Consider the following 21,155-nt stretch of genomic DNA (forward strand, 5'->3'; position numbering starts at 1 on the left):
GATTCCGGCTGGGAATCCTCAACGATCCGGACCCGTCCCTTATCCGGCCGCCAGCGGCTGCCAGGTCCGCTGCGGGGTCCGCCAGTCGATCCCTTCCAGCAGCATCGCCAACTGCGCGGCCGTCAGGGCGATCCTGCCCTCCGTTGCCGAGGGCCAGACGAAACGCCCCCGCTCCAGACGCTTCATGAACATGCAGGCGCCCTGGCCATCCCACCAGATCACCTTCACCAGATCGCCGCGCCGACCCCGGAAGACGAAGAGATGCCCGGCGAACGGATCCTGCTTCAGCACCGCCTCGGCCTGCGCGGCCAGCGCCGCGAAGCCCTTGCGCATGTCCGTGACCCCGGCCGCGAGCCAGACCCGCGTGTTGGCAGGCACCGGGATCACGCCGTCAGGCCCCGGATCAGCCGTGCCAAAGCCTCGGGATCATAGCGGCCCGTGATCCGCATCCGATGCCCGCCGGCAAGTTCGATCTCGATCCGGCTCACCTCGGCGACCGGCGCATCAGGGACAGCCGGGGCTGCCCTGACATCCTGCACGATCTCGACCGGAAGAAACGACGCATCCCCGAGCGAACTCGAGCCCGCCTCAGCCTCGGGCGCAAAGCGTGGATCACGCAGCCATTTGAAGATCAGGTTCGCGTTGACCGCGTAACGCCGCGCGACCTGAGCAACCGAAACGCCCGGAGCCGTCGTCTGAAAGCAGATCGTCCGCTTCTCCTCGTCCGTCCAGAGCCGCTTTGTCCGACGCGCCACGGGCCACCCCATAGTGTCCACCATCCATAGTGGACACTATCCGTCACTCTCCAAGCGCGGCAGGGCAGTCAGACCGGACGCTTACGAAGTCCTGCGCAAGCGGGGCTTCTCTATTGGAGGGCCTTGACGTCATGCTTCGGCTTGCGCCCATCTATCCATGACAGCTTTGCGGACCTTCCTGCCGTTCACTGCGATGGCGGCTAACGTCTGCTTTGGGGTCGGCAGCGGACGGGCAGCTTTCAGGTCCGCGGCCTCAGATAGCTGCCGTTCCCAGCTTCGGCGCGGAGTTACCGCTTCCACCGACATCGTTGCCCTTCGGCTGAGCTCTGGCGATCCCTAACAGGGCCATAGTCAAGTATTGTCCAAATCGGGATCAGCTGGACGCTCACAGCAGTGCAGCGCCCCCATCATCTCATAACTCAAGATGATCGGCGATGACGCTACCGGCCCGCCGTGAAGACGCGGTGCACATGCGCTTCAACGCTATCTGTGCGCAGCTCGTAATCGCTGCGTATTGCGCCGGGGCCGAACTCATCGAAGATGTCATCGGACTGTGCCAATTCAAACCCGGCGGGATCCATCCAGCCCACGCGCCCGTCGCGGCGAGCAGGAATGACGTTGTACCGGCGACGACGGCCATCTGTCCCGGTTAGCTCGACCAACTCCGGGAGATCATCGAATGGGTCCCGGACGTCGCGCCCGAGACTGAGCTGCCAGCGTAAGAAATGCTGCGGATCGATCAGATCCTCGGATGAGATTTCCTCGAGATCGTCGTCAAGCCACGTCTCGAATTCTTCGCGGCGCCCCGCTGCGGCTTCTCGCGTCTGCGCGAGGCCCTGGGACAGTGCGAAGGCGACGAAAGGGTCGTGTGTGCCCCAGCGAAGCAACTCGCGCGCCCAAAAGCCGTACCAAGGCATACCGGTGATATCCTTCCATTCGGCGAGCGTCGGCACTGCGAATGCGTCTGCCGCGCCCTCAGACCACGCTTGGGCGACGACCGCACCAATCGCGACGCCGAGGCGAAATTCCAGATTGTTCGTAACAAATCGCTGCCACCCTCGCAGCGCGTCGGCATCGGGATCGAAGCTGTCGGGTTCGTCCATCCACCATCCCAGCACATCAGTCCAACGTTCGAGCAAGGCTTGATCCGTGTCGGTGCTGCGCACTCGGAAGCCGAACCCACGGTCATCGGTGAGCAGGTCGCCGATCGCCTCGAAGACTTCGATGCGCGCCGCCGCCTCGGCTTCGCCATAGGTATCGGCTTCTTCGATGAGCTTGCGAATTTGCGGCGCGACCTCCTCGAAGCGCCGACCGACCAGCGGAGTAAAGCCATATTGGTAGAGGCGGCGGCGCTCGGCGGCATCGGGATAGACGGTCTCGACGATGCTGCGACCGCGCTGAACAAAAGCCTCTTCGAGCCAAGCCTCCTGCTCGGCGGCGACGGCGCTGAAGGTCGTGCTCCAGAGCTGCGCCAGATGCTCCTCCGCGCGCGCCGGCGTCATATCCTGCTCCTCGGCCTTGGCGATTTCCTCGATCGCGGTCAGCAGGATGCCATCCAGTTCATCTACGGCGTCCGCCAAGCGAGACCTGCGATCAGCGGCATCTTCCCCCGCTTCATCGCTGATTTCGGTCGGCGCGGTGCTTTCGAGCCAGTCGAGAAAGTCATCGGGCTCGACACCAAGGACACGAATGGCGCGCTCGCGGATCGTCCACAGCAGCAGAGCCAGCGGACTTTCCACTGCGCCGGCCTCGGCCTCCTCAATCAGGAGCGCTTCGCGCATCCGGTCATAGTCACGCTGGAGTTCGGCGCGCTGCTGACGCTGGACAGGAATTGTTTTGGGTGCCGTTGCCGCCTCGCGCGTCGGGATGGCGACGAGTGTCATGCCTTCAATGCCCTTGGCCGCACCCGGTCGACCCGCGCGTCCGGCAAGGTTGCGGAACTCGGAGGTCGGCAACGGAGTGACGACCTGCTGCTCGGCGACCTGGTCCCAGGACCGCCGCTTGAGCGAGGTCAGAAAAATGAGGTCGAAGGGCAGGTTCACGCCTTCGGTTAGTGTTGCCGTCGCGACCGTGATCGGACAGATCCGCCGCTCTATCATCTCGGTCATCAGCCGCCGTAGGCGCTGGGGCATCTGGCCGTGGCTCGAGGCGATGCCGCGTTCGAGCAAAAACATCTCGAACGACGCCTCGCCGCAATAATCACGGCAGGCTGCTCGAGCTTCATCGAAACGCTCGCGCAAGAACCCCTCGGGCGCCCGGAACTGGGGCGCGTTCGCCCAGGCCGGAAGCAGCAACGCCTCTTGGAACCAGCGCATGGTCTGCTCAGGCTCCTGAGCCACCGAGATCAGAATGCGCTGATCTTCCTCGACGAGATGGAGCGCGGTCCAGAGCACGCTTAGGCAGTTAAAGCGATTGAGGCTGTTGCGCATACGCGCGGGGATGCCCGGCATCGGAGGCATCCGCAGCGGCAGATAGACGGGCTGCTCCTGGCCGCGGACGTAAAGCGTCCGGCCGTTCATGATATCAAGGAGGATCCGCCCCTGCGCGCCGGGCGCGGTTTCCAGCACGCCGATCACTTGGCGCGTGCTGCGGTAGCGCACCCCGACAGCGGTCGCATCCGCGCGGCCCTCGATCCATTTGGCGACCGGACCCGCGGCGCCGCCGGCTACTGCAGTGAGCGCGATGCGGACGACATTGGGACGCTGGATCAGCACGCGGGAGACCAGTTGCTCGAGCCGGATGGCCCGATTGCTGTGCTCTGAAAAACTGACGCGGGTGTTCTCATTGGCTTCGGGAACGACCTGATGGGCTTCATCGACAATGATCAGCCGGAGCCGCGCCGCCAGGATCGGCCCGAGATAGCGCATCAGGGCATCGGCCTTTTCGACCGTCGCGATCAGGACGGTTGGTTGGTCGCCAGTCAACCATGTATCGGTGATCCCCCAATCGGCACCGCCGTAGAGCGCGGTCACCGTCATGTCGCTGCCGAGCTCGGAACGGAGCTTGGCCTCCACTTCGCCGGCCAGCGCACGCGACGGGACGAGATACATGGCAAGGGGTGCGAGCCCGTCGGCTTCGCGCAGCAGCAGCTCGCGCACTAGGGCGAGGTTGGCAATCAGGGTCTTGCCCGAGCCGGTCGGCGTACAGAGCGCGAAGGAGGATTCCTGTCGCAGGCGATCAATGCCTTGGAGCTGCGACGTCCACAGGACGCCGCGCCCCCGGCTGAACTGATCGCGCGCATAAGCGAGCAGCCGACCTCGCCGCTCGGGGTTCAGGTCAGCGAGCGCGCGCACCGCGCCGTAGATGCTGGCCTTCCTGTAGCTCTCGGCGACCTGATAAAGCAGCGATATGATCAGTGAGGCATCGTCGCTGAGGATCCGCATCGCCATCCTCTCTAGCGCTTGCAGCTTGTCCATCGCCCGGGCGAGACGGGCATCGTCACCTCGCCGCAGACTGTCGGCGACCAGGCCGAGGCTGCGGATCAGCTCGATCGTGAAATAGCGTCCGACCCGTTCGATATCCTCGCGGTCCTCGGACGCGGCGAGAAGGCGGCCGGCAGCGGGCACCGTCAGGTCAGGATTGGCGCTCCAATAGTTCGCCGCGCGCCGCAGCACGCCGTCGAAGTCGGCGCGCAGGAAGGCTCCATATAGCGCGACCCCCTCGTGCTCGTCTGGGATCTGTGCCATAAGCCCTGCGGCCATTGCGGGAAGCCCGCCGAGTTGGTAGGCGCCGGCGGCGAGCAGTTCTATCGGCACCTGCCTTCGGGAAATGTCGGCGGCGCGCGCCAACCACTCGAGAATCTCGGCAGCGCGGCGGTAGCAATCGATTGCGCGCTTGGACCCAGGCCCTTCGATCTCGCGGAAGACATGGGCGGCATGCAGCAGGCGCCGGGCGTCAGAGAGCTGCCCTTTGGAATCGCGCTCGGTCCACTGGATCGTCTGGACTTGCCAGCTTGTCTGGAGACATCGGACGAAGGCCCTCGCCTGGGGCCGCGAGAGTTCATTCTCAACGGCGAGTTGACGACGAAGGCCGTCGGCGATTTCGAGCCTCTCGGAGTCAAATTCAGGCATCTGCGCGGCCCCGCCACAGGCTAGAGTAGATTTGCTCGATCAGATCGGCGCCTGCCTCAAGGACCAGTTCGATGACCTGAAGGTCGTGCGAGGCGGTGTATTCCTCGGGACATTCCTCCCATGGGATCAGATAGTCGCCTGCCTCGCGGCGACGGGCGCCATTGCCGGAGATCAGGATCAGGTTCGTGCGCGGCAGCGGCGGTCCGTCGAGCGCGATCGCGCGATCGATCGACAGGATGGCGGCTGCGTAGTCGTCCGGCGCACGCAGCTCGAGCAGCCGCTGCAACTGACGCAGCCCGTGTGGAACCGGCGTGTCGCGATTGATCTCAAACCAAACACCCCGTCCGTTCCGCACCCGTTCGCCGTCCTCATCCTCATCATCCTCGTAGTCGCCGAGCATCAGGGTATCGACCGCGGATTGTGTCAGGTGGTTGCGCCATTTCGCTTCTCCGGCGATTAGCCGGACAATCTCTCCATCGTCGTCGAGCGAAAGGCCGATGAAGTCGGAGCCAAAGCGTCCGAAGATCTGCCGCTCGCGATCGGGATCGCGGGCGAGCGTCCACAGGTAGCTTTCGACATCTGCGTGGAAGCGGAACAGGAAAATCGGCACCGTCCAGCTGTGGGCGCCGACAAAATCGTCCTGATAGACCTCGGCCAATAGGCCCGCCATGACCTCGCCGAACAGCCCTCGCCGCGCTGTCGGCGGCAGGCAATTGGGATAACAGGCATGTGCGCCAGCTGCATCAGCGTCGGGGTGGAGATCGATCGCAATCTGCGCGTGAAAATGCTCGCGGGCGTCCAGATGGGCGGATTCGAAATACGGGCGCAAGCCGTCGACAAGCTGAGGGCTAAGGGCCATCTTCTGCTCCAGCAGCAGATGGCCATAGTTACCCTCGACGCTCGGATAGGATTTGAGCCAGTCCTCCGTCGTGGCAACTGGCGGCTCACACGTATGCATTCATCCCCCGGCGTTCGTTACTTCATCTATAAGGTAGCGCGACTCGGTTGAGAATAATCTCAACGTTGCCACCTCCAGTGTGACCTTGAGGTCTGCCGACGCTGGATGAGCTGGGGATCGTTACGATGAAAGCCAGTGAAGGACTGCGTAGAGCGTTGTCTTGCCGCGGCTCCCGCAAATCGCGCGTAACGACCATGCTCACCGTCGCCAACACGCACTGTCTTGAAGCGACCAACATCCCTGATTGCCGACGATGCGAACCCGACAACCATTGTTTAACGTCCGGTTTAGGGTTTACGCAAGCGGTGGCGAATGACTGATATGAGGGCGCGAAGCGGAAGTAGAGAAGGAAGCAGTCGAACAGCGGCTAAGGTGCTCAAACCGGCCGGTGGCCTGCTTCGCAGGCTGGCGTAGGCTTCTAGTCGTTCCACATCTGCGATCAGTCCCGGCAGGTAACCGATGGCCGTCACCACGCCGCAATGACGGACGGTGCGGCCCCAGTTATCCCAACTTCTTTTTTCTTCTGCCGTGGCCTTTGATCAGGGGCTGCCTTGGACGCGGTTCGATCGCGCCAGCCTTGCCATAGCGCCAGCAGCGGCAGACGCTCCCTGCGCCGTGGTCCGGACGGCGGTTGTGGTTGCCTCGGTCGCAACCGCCGACACGCCGGCCGTCTTGGCTGCGGCCATGATGCCGACCGCTGCCATCGGAGCGGCCATAGGAGAGGCAAGCGTGATATTGCCGCTGATCTGGCGAACGATCATGGGAACCAGAAGGATTCCGATGATCGCGAGGAACACCATGACGATGAAGGGCAGAAGCTGGCCCAACGAAGTCGCCGCAGCGATATTGTTCATGCGATCAATGATCCCATCGGTCATGCCGAACACCACCGAAAACACGGCCGCCATGATGAGCGGATACAGCATATAGCTGATGAGGCCGGACAGCCAGTTTTCGAAATAATCAGACGTGACCTTGAAAATCGTCATGATAATCATGATCGGGGCGATGCCCACATAGAGAGTCAGCATGATCTTGGCGAACACCATCACGGCCCCAGCCAGCGCCGCCGTGACGCCAAGCAGGAAGGAGGCGACAACGCCCCAGACGCCCCCGCCGACCCAGTTCATCCTCTCGATGGCGGTGTTCGAGACACGCTGCTGATAATCGAGAAACTTGTCAAATTCTCCAGCGAAGTACGTAGAATCCGCAGTCGGCGAACCGCCAATCGAGCCAATGATCTGTCCCGCTATGGTCTGGATGCCAGTCTCGATGGCATTGGTCACGAGATTAAACTGCGCCCAGTTGAGCGCGAATACCGACACCAGCGTCAGCTTGACGATCAGCAGGATCGAGGTCCGGGCATCCACGCTGCGGTATTGAAGCGTCGCATTCGCGGCGACAAGCACGATCGCCAAGGTTGACATCAACGCCCCAACTGTGCCGGCTGCGCCGATCAGCGATCCGAACGTGGTTTGAGCGATGTTGTCGAGGAAGCTTTCGCTCGATTCGACCATCCACGAGACGATAGCCATTACTGCATTTCCTTGTTGCAGAGCTTTTCGGCTTCGCGGCGGCGGATACGGTTTGCTGCGTTAATCTTAAGTTCAGCGTTCTTTTGGTCAGAAATATCCATGTTTGCGAAGATGGTCTGGTAGATCAGATTAGCCTCGTCCCAGGAGGGAACGCGCGTCTCGCAGTTGCAGGTGCCGGCACTCTCCACATTTCGAATCCAGATCGCATCGTAGATTTCAGTCAGAAGGCGCGATTTGTAGACCTCCCTTCCAGACAGGTTCTCACGCCACGCCGGACGCTCTTGCGGCGGGCAGCCGTAGAGCGAGGGCTCGGCTGCCCTTTCCGACATATCTGGCATGGTCAGGTCCACGAACGGGTCAGGCTGCGGCACTGCAGCCCCATCAGGCGCGGCGACGTCTTCCCGGCCGGCAGGAGCGCCCAGGTCGGGCATGGTCAGGTCCATGAAGGGATCGGACTGCGCGCCCGCCGTCTGCGGCAGCGCCAGCGCGATCATGAGGGACAGTCGTTTCATGGGGTGTCTCCTTCAGCCATCCGCGAGGGCAGGTAGAACTCGGTGATCCCCCGCTCGCCATTGTCCCGTGCAGCCTGCACGATCACGTCGATCGACCCTCGGATATAGGCCAGCATATCCTGATAGGTCATCGGCAGGTTCGACTTGAGCGCCGCAATCGCCAAGCGCGCGATTGCCAGTTGCGGCGTCTCGGCATGGAGTGTCGTCATCGAGCCGCCATGCCCCGTGTTGATCGCCTCCAGGAAAGTCATTGCCTCGGCGCCCCGGACCTCACCGACGATCAGCCGATCCGGCCGCATCCGCAGCGCCGAAGTCAGCAGCGCATCCGTGGTCCGCACGGAATCCTCTTCGCGATCCGACAGCAGCGTGACGACATTCGCCTGTGGCGGCAGCAGCTCCGCCGCCTCCTCGATTGTCACCAGCCGTTCGCTGGGACCCACATAAGAGAGCAGCTTGCGCGCCAGCACGGTCTTGCCGGTCGAGGTTCCACCGGACACGATCATGTTGAGCTTGTGGTCGATGCAGAAGCGACAGGCCGCTTCCACATCACCGGCGGCGACGATGGTGCGCAGTTCGGCTCCGCGTTCCTGCCGCACCTTCTCGGTCGAGTATTCTGCCCCGTGCAGGAACTTCACCTCGATCTCTTCCAGAGGCAACGTCGAGAAGAACCGCATCGAGATCGAGGTGCCGCGATGGACCGCCGGGGGGCCGACGACTTGGAACCGCACCGGCCGCCCCTCATAGATGACCGACCCGGAAATGATCGGCTTCTTCGCGCCGAAGGTGCTGTTGCCCGACGAGGCGATGTTGCGGGCAAGATCGGCCATCTCGCTTTCGGTCAGCGTCTGGCCGGTGCTTTGCATGGCGTGATCGCCCTGCATCTCGATCCAGACCCGGCCATCGGGGTTGACGCACAGCTCCACCAGCCGGTCGTTCTTCACCACGTCCCCGAACTTCGCCATCGCCTGCGAAAAGTAGCTGATGGACCGGCCCGTCATCAGAAGATCTCCAGGTCACGGTCCACCATGACGGTGATCCGCGAGCCCTGCTTGACCTGGATCGTCGGTGGAATACGCAGATAGTCCGCCATCACCGAACTGGTCGCGTTCGCCAGATCGTCGCCCACGTCCTCTGCCGCTTCACGGGCGGTGTCGTTATCAACATTGTCGGCCGCGAGGCCGGGAAGCGCCGACACCAGAGAGATCAGCGCGGCCGATCCGAACCGTTGGGCGAAGCGCGAGTTGACCCGCCCCGTGGTGCCCGAGCGGCCGATTTCATCGGCCCCATAGGCCGAGATCGTCACGCTCTGATTGTCGGGCATGATGATCCGTTCCCATGCCACCAGAACCCGGTTCTGGCCGATTTCCACGCCGGCCGAGTATTTCCCGATCAGCTTGCTGCCGCGCGGGATCAGGCGACGCGCGCCGTCATAGGAATGAACATCCTCGGTCACGACGGCGCGGATCGGGCCGGGCAGGGTTGAATCCAGCGCCGTTTCAAGCGCGGCCTGGATAACCGTGCCCTGCGTCACCGTGTTCGACGGATTGACGATCACCTGCGCCCGCTGGACCGGCGCGGGCTTGCCGGCGTTCCGCACGAACTCCTCGTTCGGATCGAGGCGCGCGGCCTCCTGCTGCGCCTGCCCGTCAGCGCCGCCGGCACCGGCCATGCCGCCACCGCCAATCGCGATCATCGGGGAGTTCCGCCGCCGTTCGGCTGCTTCCTCCGCCTCCTGACGGCGGCGCTCGAACTCCGCGCGGTCAGGGTCGAAGTCAACCGGATCACCGGCCGGCATGGTCGCCATCGGCTGCCCGAGACGCGCCAGCGACAGCTCGCTTTGAAGCCCCGCGAGCTCCCGATCCCGCTCCTGCAAGCTGCGTTCAAGTTCGCGCTCGCGTTCTGCCGCCTGCGTTTGAATATCCTTGACTGCCGCCGTGGCGTCATCGAGCTGCTGCCGCAAGGTCTTCATCGCCGCTACGGTCTCGGCGTCAGGCCCATTGTCAGCCGGACCCTTCCGCAGCGCCGCGATCTCGTTCTGCATCGCGTTCAGCCGTTCCAGAAGCTCGGCCGTGGCGGGATCGGTCTGCGGCTCGTTCTCGACTGGGGCAGGGGCAGGTGGGGTTTCGTCCCTGACCTGCTGCGACAGGGCCACAGGTTGCGTACGCGGGTTTTCCAGATCGCCCCAGGCGGAGCCGCCCCGCTGGAACTCGCTAGAGGTCTGCGTGGCAAGCGGCGCTTCCGCGCTGCCACGTGACAGCGTGTAATAGACGAAGCCGGCAGGAATGACGCTGGCGGCGATTGCCGCAGCGATCACGCCTGGCGACCGGCGCGAGCGCCGGCCGGGTTCCGGGTCGGAGTCCAGCGACTTCAGGCGGGCCGTGAGATCGGGTTCTTCCTGGGTCACTTGACGGCTCCCATCATCGCAATCGTGTTTTCGATGTCGCCCACTCGCAGTACCCAATAGGGGCTCGTCCCCGAGACCCGCACGGTGCCGTTGTTCGTGGTCTGGCTGTTCACCGATCGCTCACGACCAGCCGATACCGAGAAGATCGAGGGCATCTCTCCGTTCGAGCGGAACTTGAAATAGGTGAACGTCCCATCGTCCCACACCTGCTGCGGCGTGATCGAGGTCAGCGCATCGGCCCCGTAGTTGGCGTTCGGCGCGCGCCGCTGGACAGCCTTCGACGGCGCGGCGGCGGAGCTGCCGCCCGCATGGGAGAAGCGAACGGCATAGTATTCCGCGCTCTTCGATTCACGGGCAGCGAAGTAGTAGGTGTGCTTGTCGGTGAACACGGTGATGTTCGTCCGTGCGCCCGCCATGCGCGGCTTGACGACAACCGCCCGACCGCCCGGCACCGCGTCGAAGTCGAAGCTGTCGGTGTCGCCTGCGACCACCGATACGATTTCCTCGCCTGGCCCGAACTCGATGGTGGTGACGCGCTCCTGCATCAGCGCCAGGTTATAGACTTGGCCGTCCACATAGCGCGCTTCGCGGATGCGCGGGTCATGCGCGCCAGCGCGCGGGGTGACTTCCGCCAGCGCGACTGCTGGAACGAGTGCCGCCGCTGCAAAGACGATCCCTTTCATCATGGCCTGCCTCACTGGAACCTGTCGGACGTGATCACGTATTCGCGCACCCGGAAGCCGAAGGGATTGGCCCACACATCGGCCAGCTCCCGCGTCTCCGCCGGAGTGAACTCGAAAGCCAGCGTGACCGTGAACGAGCCGACCGTCTCGCCGTTCTGGTCCCGCAGCCGCTTGTTGATCCGCACCTGGGCGCGGTCGTTGGTGATGGGGGTGATCGACACCACGTCCACGTCCATCCGCGCCCGATCGCCATACTTTCTGGGTGGGTAGTCGCGGCTTTCGCTCGACCACAGAGCCCGCATCGTCTCGGCGGCATCGCCCGTGCTGCGTTTCAGGACCGATCGGACGCGCAGATCGTTGTCGAGTTGATTGTAGGTCTCGCGGTCGCGGACATAGGCGTAGATCAGCGACTCCTGCACCGCCGCCCGCTCATTCATCGAGATCGTCGTCACGTTGGCGGTCGGCACCGCCATGCCGGTCGTCGGATCGAAGGGCACCAGAGCCGGGGGCGGGCTCTCGTGGCTCAAGGCTACGATCATCATGCCAAGGCCCATGACCGCCCCGAAGCCCAAGCCGGTGATCCCGAGAGCCTTCCACTGGCCTTCGCGCCGCAGCGCGCCATAGACCATTTCCTCGGTCACGGTATCCGCGACCATCGCTCCGGCGTCCGCGCTCTTCCGCTTTCTTCCCAGCATCGGTCCGCCCCTCAGTCCAGTTCCGGCATGGTAAGGTCCATGAACTGCTTTTCCTCCGCCATCTGCGCGGCGGCGGTCACGCCGGTCAGGCCATCGCCCACCGTCTGCATCGACTGGAGCTGCACGAGCTGGAGAAGGGTGATCCCGACCTCGACCATGATGCGTGAGTTGTGATCCGTCGCTGCCTTCACGTCCGGCTGGTTCGGGATTTCGGCCGCGAGCGCCGTGAAGCGTTCAGCGCTCACCCCCGAGCGCGCATAGGCTTCCTCCGCCACGGCTGCGACCATCGCCCCTGTTGTCGCCTGCCGGGCCACGCGCTCCGCGCCGGGGTTGCCCGACTGCGCCATTTTCTGAATCTTGCCGCCGGGGAACCCGGATTCTGCCATTACCTGGCTGATCGACTTGTGGACCGAGCCGCAGGAATCCTCGATCAGCGAGGCCCACTCGCCTGTCCGCAAGCCGGCTTGCAGGGTGTTCAGGATGCCATTGAAATCCCGCTTCAGGAGGCAATCCAGCCGGCCGCCCATGAGCAGGGCGAGAATATCCTTCTCACCTGTCAGCGCCGCTTCCAGCGCCTGGAGGCGGGCGTATTGCTCTTGCAGAACCTTGATCTGTTCCAGCAGCGCGTCGAGCTGTTCCGTCTGGATGCCCTGATCTTCCAGCATGTGCCTGATCTGCTGAACCTGCTGTGCGAGGTTTTGCGGGTCGATCGTCGGTACCCCTTGGCCGGCAGCAGGAAGCGTTCCGAAAAAGCCGCCGGAGACACACGCGGCCAGAGCAAATTTTCTGATGAAAGGCCGCATCCTAGAAATCCTCCATTGTCAGGTCGAGGAAAGCCTTTTCCTCTGCCTGCGATGTTGCAATTGCGAGCTGTTCCGCACTGATCGGCTTGGCGTTGGCGGCCTGCGTGCGGGCCATCAGCACCATGAGCCGCCCGATTTCCGCGCGCGCGTAGGAATTGAGAGACATAGCCGAGGCATGGTTCGGCGTTTGGTCGATCTGTTCTAGGATCGCCATAAGCCGTTGCGCCGCTGCAGCCGTGGTTATGTTCACCGCATCGCCATAGCTGGCCGCAGCCATGCCTTGCAGGCCGAGTTCGGCGTTCGCCAGCAATCCCGGCTCGATGGTCCCGAGCGCATCAATGCCGCCGACCTTTCCCAGATATTCGTTATACTTGTTCGGCACAGCCTGGACGTAATGCCGGGTCTCGTTGAAGGGCGGGACACCCCCGTGCTTCTGCACGTTGCCGGGACCGGCATTATAAGCGGCAAGGGCGTGAACCACGTTGCCGCCGAACATATTGAGCATCTGTCCGAGATAGCGCGCACCGCCGCGCACCTGGACTACCGGATCGCTGAAATAGGCCGGATGAATACCGAGATCCTTGGCAGTCCCTTCCATGATCTGCGTAAGGCCATAGGCGCCCACCGGAGATCTTGCGGAAGCATTGAACCGGCTTTCCTGCCAGATCAGCGCCTGCAACAGGCAGCGCCACTGGACGAGCGAAAGGCCGGCACTCTGTACGCCCGGCAAGCTGTGCGTCTCGCGCGCGATCTGAATGATGATCTGTTCGACTGAGCCTGAGGCATCGCCAAAAAGGCGCGTCACATCGCCCGAGCTTTCCGTGACCGGATAGACGGCGGAAGTCGAGTTTTCTGGGGCAGAGCCGGCTTCCAGACCCGCCACGACAGTCGCCGTGTCACCTCCCGCCGTCAGGCTCGATGCATCGAGGATCTGCTGCAGGGCCTCCATCTGCGATTGCTTGATCGCATCGAGACTCGCACGTTCTCCTGCCTTCTGCTGCTGCAGCGCTGCATCCGCCACCATCTGTTGCAGGACTCTCGCGTTCTCCGCGAGAGCGTGGCTGTCGATCACCGGGACGCCCTGGCCGAAGCTGGCCGTTGCCACAGCAGCCAGCATCAAGCCGGAGAGGCCCCCCGTGAGCGGCAGGCGGCTTTTCCGGTCAGACATTGGCCGTCACCGCTTCCTGCCACAGCTCCGGCAGCGGCGTGAACTTGCATACCGCCCGGCCCGAGCCGTCGAAACATCTGGATTTCACCGGCGCAGTCGTTGCCGTGGCACAACCGCCGACAGCGAGCGCGAGGGCCAGCACCATCATCCGCTTCATCATTGCGCTTTCCTCCAGAAATCCGGGTGCGTCCGATAATCCTCCCCTACGACCGCCTCGCCGGCCTTCAGCCCGCCGAGGACCGCGAGATACTGGCCCAAGGGGGACAGATCGGCGTCGATGACGACGGACCCCTGATCGTCGCGCACCAAGGCCAGATGCGAGGCCGGAGAGGCTCCGAGCATCACCTCCATCTCCTTGTCGGTCAGTTGGAGCGGGCCGTAATCGCTGGCCTTCGCCCGCGTGTTCGGCAGCAGGATCTGCGTCGGCAGCGCCTGCAGGATGGTGCTGCCCGTCCGCGTCTTTTCGAGTTGCGACGCGAACTGCGTCATCATCACGACGACCGTGTTCTGCTTGCGTGCGGTCACAAGCCAATCTTCGAGCTTTGCCGCGAAATACGGGTTGTCGAACGCCTTCCACGCCTCGTCGATCAGGACGATGGTGGGCTGGCGATCCTCGATCTTCCGCTCGATCCGGCGGAAGATGTAGGACAAGACCGCCATCCGGGTCGTCTCATTATCGGTGTCGAGAATCCCGGTCAGGTCGAAGCCGACCACCTCGCCATCGAGCGAGAACGTATCCTGGTTGGTGCCCCCAAAAATCCATCCGAACCGGCCGTCTGCTGCCCATTCGCGCACCCGCTCGGAAAGGTCGCCATCGTCGTCGGCCGAGCGGAACTGACCTGCGAACTCGTCCCAATTCCGAAGAGCGGGATCGAGGGCTTCCGCGTTCTGCCGCACCACCTGCTGCACGAAATGGGTCTGCTGCGGCGTGAGCTGCGGTCCGCGCGATTCCAGCAGCGTCACCAGCCAGTCGGTCAGCCATTCCCGGCCTGAGGCATCGGTTTCCACCCACAGCGGGTTCAGCCCCGTGGACTGTCCGCCGCGGATTGTCTTGTAGCTGCCCCCGAGTGCGCGCAGCCCCATTTCCAGCCCGTAGCGGTAATCGAAGGCGAAGATGCGGGCGCCCGCCCGCCGGGCCTGCGCCATCAGGAAGGTCGCCAGCACCGACTTTCCTGAGCCGGAACGGCCAAGAATGATCGTGTGGCCGCTCGTCGGCTCCGCCGAGGGCTGGCCGCGCTCGTGGAACGAGAATCGGAAGGCCGACCGCTCCGGCGTAGGGAAAATCGCCATCGGGGTGCCCCACGGCGTCTCGTAGGGGGCTTTCCCCAACGGGGTCCGGTGCAGCGCCGCCATGTCCGCGAAGTTCATGTTGGTGATCGCGGCGCGGCGGGCGCGATAAGCCGCATTGCCCGGATGCTGCGCGAACAGATGCGCGCGGGCCGCATAGGGTTCGGTCAGCATCTTCACGCCCGAGGCGGCGGCGATGTTGCGGATTTCAGCAGCGATCGTGTCCAGCTTGCTTTCGCTGTCGGTGAACACCGCGACCGTCATGTGGTGGTCGCCAAAGATCAGCCTTTGTGAGGCCAGATCGTCGGCTGCGGCTACCAGTTCCTGTTGCAGCGAGATCGCCGCATCCTCGGCCGACCGCATCATGTGGATCTGGCGACGGATGCGGTCCGCCATGACCGTCGAGTTGACTGGTGTGAAGCTGTGCGTAACCACCATGTCGAGCGGCAATGCCAGGTCGTCGAACATCGTGCAGTAGGTCTGGCGCGGGTAGTTTTTCACCGCGAAAATCTGCCCGACCCGATCCGACACCGATCCGCCGGTCACATAGAACCTGCCGCCTTTGAAGCTGATCCGGGCGTTCGCCACATCATCCGCCACAATGGACGGTGCTCCGATGCCACCGCGCGGGTACGTCGGCAGCTCGATCCCCGTGTTGATGGATTCCAGAAAGCCGAGCAACTCACCCGAGGACGCGGTAAGAACACGCGCGTCCATCCCCGTGAAGCTCTGCGCGAGGAACTTCATGACTTCTTCGAGCTGACGAACCTGCCCTTCGGCCTGCGCCTGCATCGTCGGGCCCGAGAGCCGCCGCAGCAACGGGATACGCGACACCCCGACCGGGCGCTTGATGACGGTGATCGTCAGTGTCCGGTCGCGCAGGCCGGCCGCGGCCAGATGGCGTGACCAGCGCTCATCAACCGCGCCGGCGAAGCCGCGATCATGAATGGGCTTTGCAGCGAGATCGACCGCGCGCGAAACCTTGTGGACGTAGAAGCTGAATCCTGCGCCAGCTTGGGCGATGATCGTCGCGAAGATCGCCCGCGCCTTGTCCAGATCGGCGTCGTCAGCGGTGAAGCTGTTGAGGCCAGTGACCCGCAGGCACTGGAAAAATTCGTTGCCGCGCGTGCGGATCGTCCGATCATCGACCAACCGCACATAGGGAAGATGCAAGGCCAGCCGCGCTTCCTTGCCAGTGAACTTCGGCAACATCGAAACGGCTGCAGGGCCGCGTTCATCGAAGTCACGGGGCATAGCTGTCTCCGTCCCAGACGTCGCGGTTCTTGGTCGGGCGCGTGTTCTGTGACACCACCCGGATCACTTCCATGAAGTTCGGGTCCCATTCCGCCGCCATCCACAGCGCGGGATAGGCCGCAGCCGCCACCACGAAGGTCAGCAGCGACTGAGACCAGATCAGGACGAGAACGGTCCCGAAAATCCACAGCATCGCATAGAAGATCGGCAACCCGAGAAGTCGGGGAGGCCGGATGAGACCGAGGAAAACCGGAGACCGTTCCGCCATCTTACGGCGCGCCCCAGATCGCGGAAGTGATGGTCGCGGCACCAGCGACAATCGCAATCGCAACGACGACGAACATCGCTTGGCGGAAGTCGATGATGCCGAACAGCCAGCTTATCCCGACGCCGACCACCGCGAGGGTCGCGATGGCGATGCCGAGCGGACCCGTGATCGTGTCGATGATCCCTTGCAGCAGGTTAGTCACCGGCGACAGATCGATGGACTGCGCCATAGCCGGATCGCCGCCCAGCATCACCGCCGCAATGGCGATAATGCCGAGATAAACCAGTGTCTTGCTCATGCAGATTCTCCTTTGAGCCGATTAAAAACGGCCATTACCTTTGAAACATGGCCGACTGTTTCCCGGTAGGGCGGGATTCCTTGGTATTTCTCTACTGCACCGGGACCGGCGTTATAGCCAGCTAGCGCCAATTCGGGAGAGCCGAATTTTCGCATGAGCATCAGGAGATAACGGGCAGAGCCGTCTAGATTTTGGTGGACATTGTGCGGATCAACGCCGAGCGTGCTGGCGGTGTCAGGCATTAGCTGCCCGAGACCGATTGCGCCTACTCTTGAAACCGCCGCGTGATTGTAGGCGCTTTCAATCTCAACATTAGCTTGGAAGAAAAAGACCCAATCGGTCACGCTCATTTCGACGGAGCGCAACACCGGATCACCGGCATAGCGCAGCGCCGTTTCATGGATCGCTTTCAGAACTTCGCCGCGCGGCCGGATCGGTGCAGGCACCCTGACATCGCCGGCATCAATCGCAGCCGTTTGCGGAACGGCCACACGTTCTGGCAGGATCAGAACACCGCCAGGACCATAGTGTTTTGCGAAACCTCGGTGGGTTTCAGCGCGGCCGAACGCACCGTCCGACCGGAAGCTCATCACTAGACTATCAGCAGCCGCCGGAGTGGTTACGGCCAGCAGGCTAGTTAGGGTCGTGACCCACCAGAACTTGCCCGTCGTGCGTAATCTCAACAGTCTCGCCCTTTACCATCGGGACTGCTGCCACTGTAATTCCAAGGTCCATAAGAAAACTCGTCACGCCATGGGCAGAGAGGATAAGCTTTGGATCCATGTTCTTTTTTTGCACTACAATCAGTCGATCAGCACGGTCAGGTGATACGCAAAACACCTGCCACTGACCTACCCAAGAGGAGCGTATCCTCTCAGCATCCTGCGCGCACAAGACCAGGACCGACCAGCCATCCGCTATCTTCTCTCTGAACCGATCCTCGTAAATCACGTGCCAGCGGTCTTTCTGCATCTTTTCCTCCATCCAGCGATGGAGGCCGTTCTTAAGCGTTTTTGGCTCCATGTGAACTGTCATGGTGCCCGAACAGGTTTAACAGTGTCAGAACTGTTTGAGAACGTCAATACAGTTCAAACGCTTCGAAATGATTTATTTTGTGCTTCTTCTGTTCGCCTCGCACGGGGCTTCCCTTCGGTCGCGAGGCCCTCTTGCCGGGCTGGGCCGCCAACTACCGCATAGCGTGTGTGGATGCTAGGTTTCGGGCCGCCTGAAAACGGTCGGGCTGTTGAAAAACCCCTTTGTCCCGGCGGCGGTGGCGCGAGTGAGCGGCACGCCCTCCTCTAGAACGTGCCAAAGCACGGCCAGGACACCACCGCCTTGCGGCGCCTGTCCTTGCGCGCGACCGCAAGGAGGATGTCCAGAGCGTCCGCGAAAGCGTCCGCAAGGGGATCGTTGAGAGGACGGCGAGATTGCCCCTGAACAGCCCCATCGAAGGCCAGCATTTGCTGGCAGGACGAAATCTCAGATGAATGGTCCGATATTTTTTGCAATGAAGGGGCGGCTACTGTTACAGATCGGGGCATGACACAGATTTTGATCGGCTACGCCCGCTGTTCCACCGACAAACAAGACCTTGCTGCGCAGAAGGGCATCCTTTGCAGCTTCGGGGTTGCCTCCGATCGTATCTACACCGACTACGGCTTTACCGGCACAAACCGCGCCCGCCCTGGTCTCGATCAGGCGCTTGCAGCTTTGCGGGAAGGTGACACGCTGGTTGTGCCGAAGCTGGACCGGCTGGCGCGTTCTGTCCCCGACGCCCGTGACATTGCCGACAAGCTGGCCGCGCGTGGGATCAAGCTTCAGCTTGGCACCTCAATCCATGATCCCACCGACCCAATGGGCAAGCTGTTCTTCAACATCCTGGCGACCTTTGCCGAGTTCGAAGCAGACCTCATTCGGATGCGGACCCGCGAGGGCATGGCTGTGGCCCGCGCCAAGGGTAAGCTGCGCGGTAAAAAGCCGAAGCTGTCAGAGCGCCAGCAGCAGGAGCTGCGGCGCATGTATGACACCGGGGAGTATTCCATCAGTGATCTGGCGGAGGTGTTCTCGATTTCGCGGCCGACCGTGTATCGCACCTTGGGCCGGCAAGCAGCGGCGGCGTGATGACGGATGATCCAAAGCCTCCGCGCCCCCCGTCGCTGAAAAGCGAGACTCGCCAGACGAACTGGCGCCGCACCAACCTGCCGAAGTCTCAGGCCCATCTCGCGGTTCAGCGGGCGCTCATGTCCGGCGCACTGGAAAAGCAGGGCTGCGAGGTCTGTGGCGCGGCAAGGGTCGATGCCCACCACGACCGATACGACGAACCCTTGAACGTGCGGTGGCTCTGCCGCAGCCATCACGTCAAGCTGCACCACTACGGCGAGGATATGTTTCCGATTGGCCGACCGCAGGCGGGATTAGAGGGCGAGTGAGAGCAGAATGACGGCACGACCTGTCGATTGGGAGGCACTGCGCGATCAATGCGCAGAGGTGCTGTGGCGTGAGGTTTCAGCGCCCCAACTTCCAAACGTCTGCCGCCGTATCGGCCTTGATCCTGAAAAAACACAGGCAGAGCCAATCAACAGCAAGCGAGCCTATGTAAAATCGCTTCTAGGTGCCGTGGATAACAAGGCTACTCTGGCTGTCGCACGCAAAATCGTAGAAAATTACGACGATTTTCAGCTTCGAGAAGCGGTCAACAAAATTGACGAAGCTAGCGGAAGTATCGGCGCAACGGAAGAGCGTCGCTGCATCTTCTGATTGCGGGTTCAGTGAGAGCAATCAGGCTCTAGCGTAGTGCTGCGTCGTTGCAGATCGTACTCTGTCGTAGAATATCGTGCAAAATCGTAGAAATGGTTGCGGGGGCGCGCAACCTACGAGACCGACACTCGATCCAAGCGGCCATCTGACCGACCGTATATAGCCGCCTGAAAGCACCTGAGGCGTCCGATCAATCGTGTTGAAATCTCCGCACGAAACGCGGAAATCCCAACATAACTTATACAGGATCGCAGTTGGCAAGCTGACTTGGATAGTGGTCTAGATGGGACGCCAGCCGAATACCCCATCTGAACAACCAGGCAGCATTGCGTTCATCAGGGCGGAGATATGGGCAAAAGTTGGTGACGCCTGATCAGGCGGCGGCTTGAAGTTGACGGAGGCCGTCGCGGAACTCAATCCCCTGGATGATCTCCGGCAGGCGGTTCTGGCCGTCGAGTTTGCGCCATTTCCCCTGCGCCGACATCATCAGCTTGAAAGCCATGGCCAGTCCGGTCCTGCGGCTGAGGCATCCTTTGGTGCGTTTCGTGCGGTGCCGAACGGTCGCGAAGGTGCTTTCAATTGGATTGGATGTCCGGATGTGTTTCCAGTGTTCGGCCGGGTAGTCGTAAAAGGTCAGCAAGGCCTCGCGATCCTTGACCAGCTTGGCAACGGCCTTGTCGTATTTGACGCCGTAGGTTTCGACGAAAAAGTCGAAGGCGGCGCCGGCCTCGGCCTTGGTTTCCGCCTGCCAGATGTCATGGAGATGGCTCTTGGCCTTGTCCTGCAGCGACTTTGGCAGTGCATTCAGCACATTCATTGTCTTGTGGACCCAACACCGCTGCTCGCGTGTGGTGGCGAAGACCTCGCGCAGGGCGGTCCAGAACCCGAGCGCACCGTCGCCGATGGCCAGCTTCGGATCCTGCTTCAGGCCCCGGCACCTCAGATCGAGCAAGAGCTCACGCCAGCTCTCAGCGCTTTCGCGGAAGCCGTCGATCATCGCCAGAAGCTCCTTGCGGCCATATTCATCGGCCCCGACGATCACCAGAACGCATTGCTTCTCCTCAGCCATGCGCGGTTTGAAATACACCCCGTCGGCCCAGATGTAGAGAAAGCGCCGATGGCTCAGGTCGCGCTTTTGCCAGGCTTCATAGTCGGTCCACCAGTCGGCCTTCAGCCGCGTGATCGTCTTGGCGGAAAGCCCGGGGGCGTCTGGGCCGAGAAGCGCCGCCAGCGCCTCGCTGAAGTCCCCCGTGCTGACGCCCTTGAGGTAAAGCCAAGGCAGCAGCTCCTCGACCGATTTCGCCTTGCGCAGGTATCGCGGCAGGATGCTGGGCGTGAAGGTGATCTTATCCTCACCGGGCTTGCGATCGCGCACCCGCGGCACTTTCACCGGCACGGGGCCAATCCCGGTCATCACCTCGCGTTCCGGCAGGTAACCATGGCGCACCAGGCGTGATGTGCCATTCTCCAGCTTCTCGGCGGAAAAGGCGGCCATCAGCACCGCCAACTCCGCGTGGATTGCCTGTTCGATCAACTTGCGCGCGCCGTCACGGATAATATCGGTGAAGGGATCGGCGCTGAATCCGGATGGATCGGGCAGCTGGGTGATGGTAGTCTCTGGCATGTGGCATATCCCTTTCTCGGCTGAGAATTGACGGCGCGTGAACACCGCCATGATATGCCGCCCCTCAGGGCATCACCAACTTTC

Annotated in this window: 22 protein-coding genes; 3 read left to right on the plus strand and 19 right to left on the minus strand. The window is 62.5% G+C overall.

Translation table 11 applies throughout. From position 1 onward, the window contains the following. Positions 1-39: 39 nt before the first annotated feature. The 18 genes from tnpB to ELI80_RS12260 all read right to left on the minus strand — a co-directional run bounded on the left by tnpB (position 40) and on the right by ELI80_RS12260 (position 17,662). Positions 40-387 (minus strand): IS66 family insertion sequence element accessory protein TnpB, encoded by a 348-nt coding sequence (tnpB, locus tag ELI80_RS12180; RefSeq protein WP_045982560.1) that lies wholly within the window; start codon positions 385-387, stop codon positions 40-42. Beyond that, positions 384-767 carry an IS66-like element accessory protein TnpA gene (gene tnpA, locus ELI80_RS12185; protein ID WP_236641475.1) on the minus strand — a complete coding sequence of 128 codons (384 nt, stop codon included), beginning with the start codon at positions 765-767 and terminating at the stop codon, positions 384-386. Before tnpA ends, tnpB begins: the two co-directional genes overlap by 4 nt. Positions 768-1,195: 428 nt before the next feature. Then, the gene (locus ELI80_RS12190; protein WP_136652201.1) at positions 1,196-4,825 is read right to left on the minus strand and encodes a DEAD/DEAH box helicase; all 3,630 of its coding nucleotides are present in this window, start codon (positions 4,823-4,825) and stop codon (positions 1,196-1,198) included. Then, a complete protein-coding gene (locus ELI80_RS12195; RefSeq protein ID WP_136652202.1) occupies positions 4,818-5,783 on the minus strand; it encodes an aminotransferase in 966 nt (321 codons plus the stop codon). Before ELI80_RS12195 ends, ELI80_RS12190 begins: the two co-directional genes overlap by 8 nt. A gap of 539 nt (positions 5,784-6,322) precedes the next feature. Further along, positions 6,323-7,318 (minus strand): TrbL/VirB6 family protein, encoded by a 996-nt coding sequence (locus ELI80_RS12200; RefSeq protein ID WP_136652203.1) that lies wholly within the window; start codon positions 7,316-7,318, stop codon positions 6,323-6,325. Then, positions 7,318-7,830 (minus strand): hypothetical protein, encoded by a 513-nt coding sequence (locus ELI80_RS12205; RefSeq protein WP_136652204.1) that lies wholly within the window; start codon positions 7,828-7,830, stop codon positions 7,318-7,320. The genes ELI80_RS12200 and ELI80_RS12205 overlap by 1 nt, the downstream gene beginning before the upstream one ends. Further along, a complete protein-coding gene (locus ELI80_RS12210; protein ID WP_136652205.1) occupies positions 7,827-8,828 on the minus strand; it encodes an ATPase, T2SS/T4P/T4SS family in 1,002 nt (333 codons plus the stop codon). The genes ELI80_RS12205 and ELI80_RS12210 overlap by 4 nt, the downstream gene beginning before the upstream one ends. Then, on the minus strand, positions 8,828-10,234 hold the full coding sequence (locus tag ELI80_RS12215; RefSeq protein WP_136652206.1) for a TraB/TrbI/VirB10 family type IV secretion system protein: 1,407 nt from the start codon (positions 10,232-10,234) through the stop codon (positions 8,828-8,830). Before ELI80_RS12215 ends, ELI80_RS12210 begins: the two co-directional genes overlap by 1 nt. After that, on the minus strand, positions 10,231-10,920 hold the full coding sequence (locus ELI80_RS12220; RefSeq protein ID WP_161596465.1) for a TrbG/VirB9 family P-type conjugative transfer protein: 690 nt from the start codon (positions 10,918-10,920) through the stop codon (positions 10,231-10,233). Before ELI80_RS12220 ends, ELI80_RS12215 begins: the two co-directional genes overlap by 4 nt. 8 nt (positions 10,921-10,928) lie before the next feature. Further along, positions 10,929-11,612: a VirB8 family type IV secretion system protein gene (locus ELI80_RS12225; RefSeq protein WP_236641476.1), complete on the minus strand. Its 684-nt coding sequence runs from the start codon at positions 11,610-11,612 to the stop codon at positions 10,929-10,931. A gap of 11 nt (positions 11,613-11,623) precedes the next feature. Next, positions 11,624-12,415 (minus strand): type IV secretion system protein, encoded by a 792-nt coding sequence (locus tag ELI80_RS12230; protein ID WP_136652207.1) that lies wholly within the window; start codon positions 12,413-12,415, stop codon positions 11,624-11,626. A gap of 1 nt (position 12,416) precedes the next feature. Next, complete coding sequence (locus ELI80_RS12235; RefSeq protein WP_136652208.1) at positions 12,417-13,583, minus strand: lytic transglycosylase domain-containing protein; 1,167 nt, start codon at positions 13,581-13,583, stop codon at positions 12,417-12,419. Next, entirely contained in the window at positions 13,576-13,743 is a 168-nt protein-coding gene (locus tag ELI80_RS16070) for a hypothetical protein (RefSeq protein ID WP_161596466.1), read from the minus strand. Before ELI80_RS16070 ends, ELI80_RS12235 begins: the two co-directional genes overlap by 8 nt. Then, complete coding sequence (locus ELI80_RS12240) at positions 13,740-16,124, minus strand: VirB4 family type IV secretion/conjugal transfer ATPase (RefSeq protein ID WP_136652209.1); 2,385 nt, start codon at positions 16,122-16,124, stop codon at positions 13,740-13,742. Before ELI80_RS12240 ends, ELI80_RS16070 begins: the two co-directional genes overlap by 4 nt. Beyond that, positions 16,114-16,392, minus strand: coding sequence for a VirB3 family type IV secretion system protein (locus ELI80_RS12245; RefSeq protein WP_136652210.1), 279 nt, complete (start codon positions 16,390-16,392; stop codon positions 16,114-16,116). Before ELI80_RS12245 ends, ELI80_RS12240 begins: the two co-directional genes overlap by 11 nt. 1 nt (position 16,393) lies before the next feature. After that, positions 16,394-16,690, minus strand: coding sequence for a TrbC/VirB2 family protein (locus tag ELI80_RS12250; protein ID WP_136652211.1), 297 nt, complete (start codon positions 16,688-16,690; stop codon positions 16,394-16,396). After that, complete coding sequence (locus ELI80_RS12255; RefSeq protein ID WP_136652212.1) at positions 16,687-17,280, minus strand: lytic transglycosylase domain-containing protein; 594 nt, start codon at positions 17,278-17,280, stop codon at positions 16,687-16,689. The genes ELI80_RS12250 and ELI80_RS12255 overlap by 4 nt, the downstream gene beginning before the upstream one ends. A 43-nt stretch (positions 17,281-17,323) precedes the next feature. Further along, entirely contained in the window at positions 17,324-17,662 is a 339-nt protein-coding gene (locus ELI80_RS12260; protein ID WP_161596467.1) for a hypothetical protein, read from the minus strand. 567 nt (positions 17,663-18,229) lie between these two features. On the opposite strand from ELI80_RS12260, the gene ELI80_RS12265 reads away from it, so the two are divergent. From ELI80_RS12265 to ELI80_RS12275, 3 genes are read left to right on the plus strand one after another with little or no spacing between them, the layout of a single operon-like run. Further along, the gene (locus ELI80_RS12265; RefSeq protein ID WP_136652214.1) at positions 18,230-18,811 is read left to right on the plus strand and encodes a recombinase family protein; all 582 of its coding nucleotides are present in this window, start codon (positions 18,230-18,232) and stop codon (positions 18,809-18,811) included. Beyond that, positions 18,811-19,119, plus strand: coding sequence for a hypothetical protein (locus ELI80_RS12270; protein ID WP_136652215.1), 309 nt, complete (start codon positions 18,811-18,813; stop codon positions 19,117-19,119). The genes ELI80_RS12265 and ELI80_RS12270 overlap by 1 nt, the downstream gene beginning before the upstream one ends. A 7-nt stretch (positions 19,120-19,126) precedes the next feature. Continuing rightward, positions 19,127-19,447 (plus strand): hypothetical protein, encoded by a 321-nt coding sequence (locus ELI80_RS12275; protein WP_136652216.1) that lies wholly within the window; start codon positions 19,127-19,129, stop codon positions 19,445-19,447. Between the two features lie 373 nt (positions 19,448-19,820). Here the strand turns inward: ELI80_RS12275 and ELI80_RS12280 are convergent, their stop codons facing one another. Next, positions 19,821-21,071: an IS256 family transposase gene (locus ELI80_RS12280; RefSeq protein WP_136652217.1), complete on the minus strand. Its 1,251-nt coding sequence runs from the start codon at positions 21,069-21,071 to the stop codon at positions 19,821-19,823. Between the last annotated feature and the right edge of the window lie 84 nt (positions 21,072-21,155).

Source organism: Paracoccus aeridis (genome assembly GCF_004923205.2).
In the GTDB taxonomy this organism is placed as follows: domain Bacteria; phylum Pseudomonadota; class Alphaproteobacteria; order Rhodobacterales; family Rhodobacteraceae; genus Paracoccus; species Paracoccus aeridis.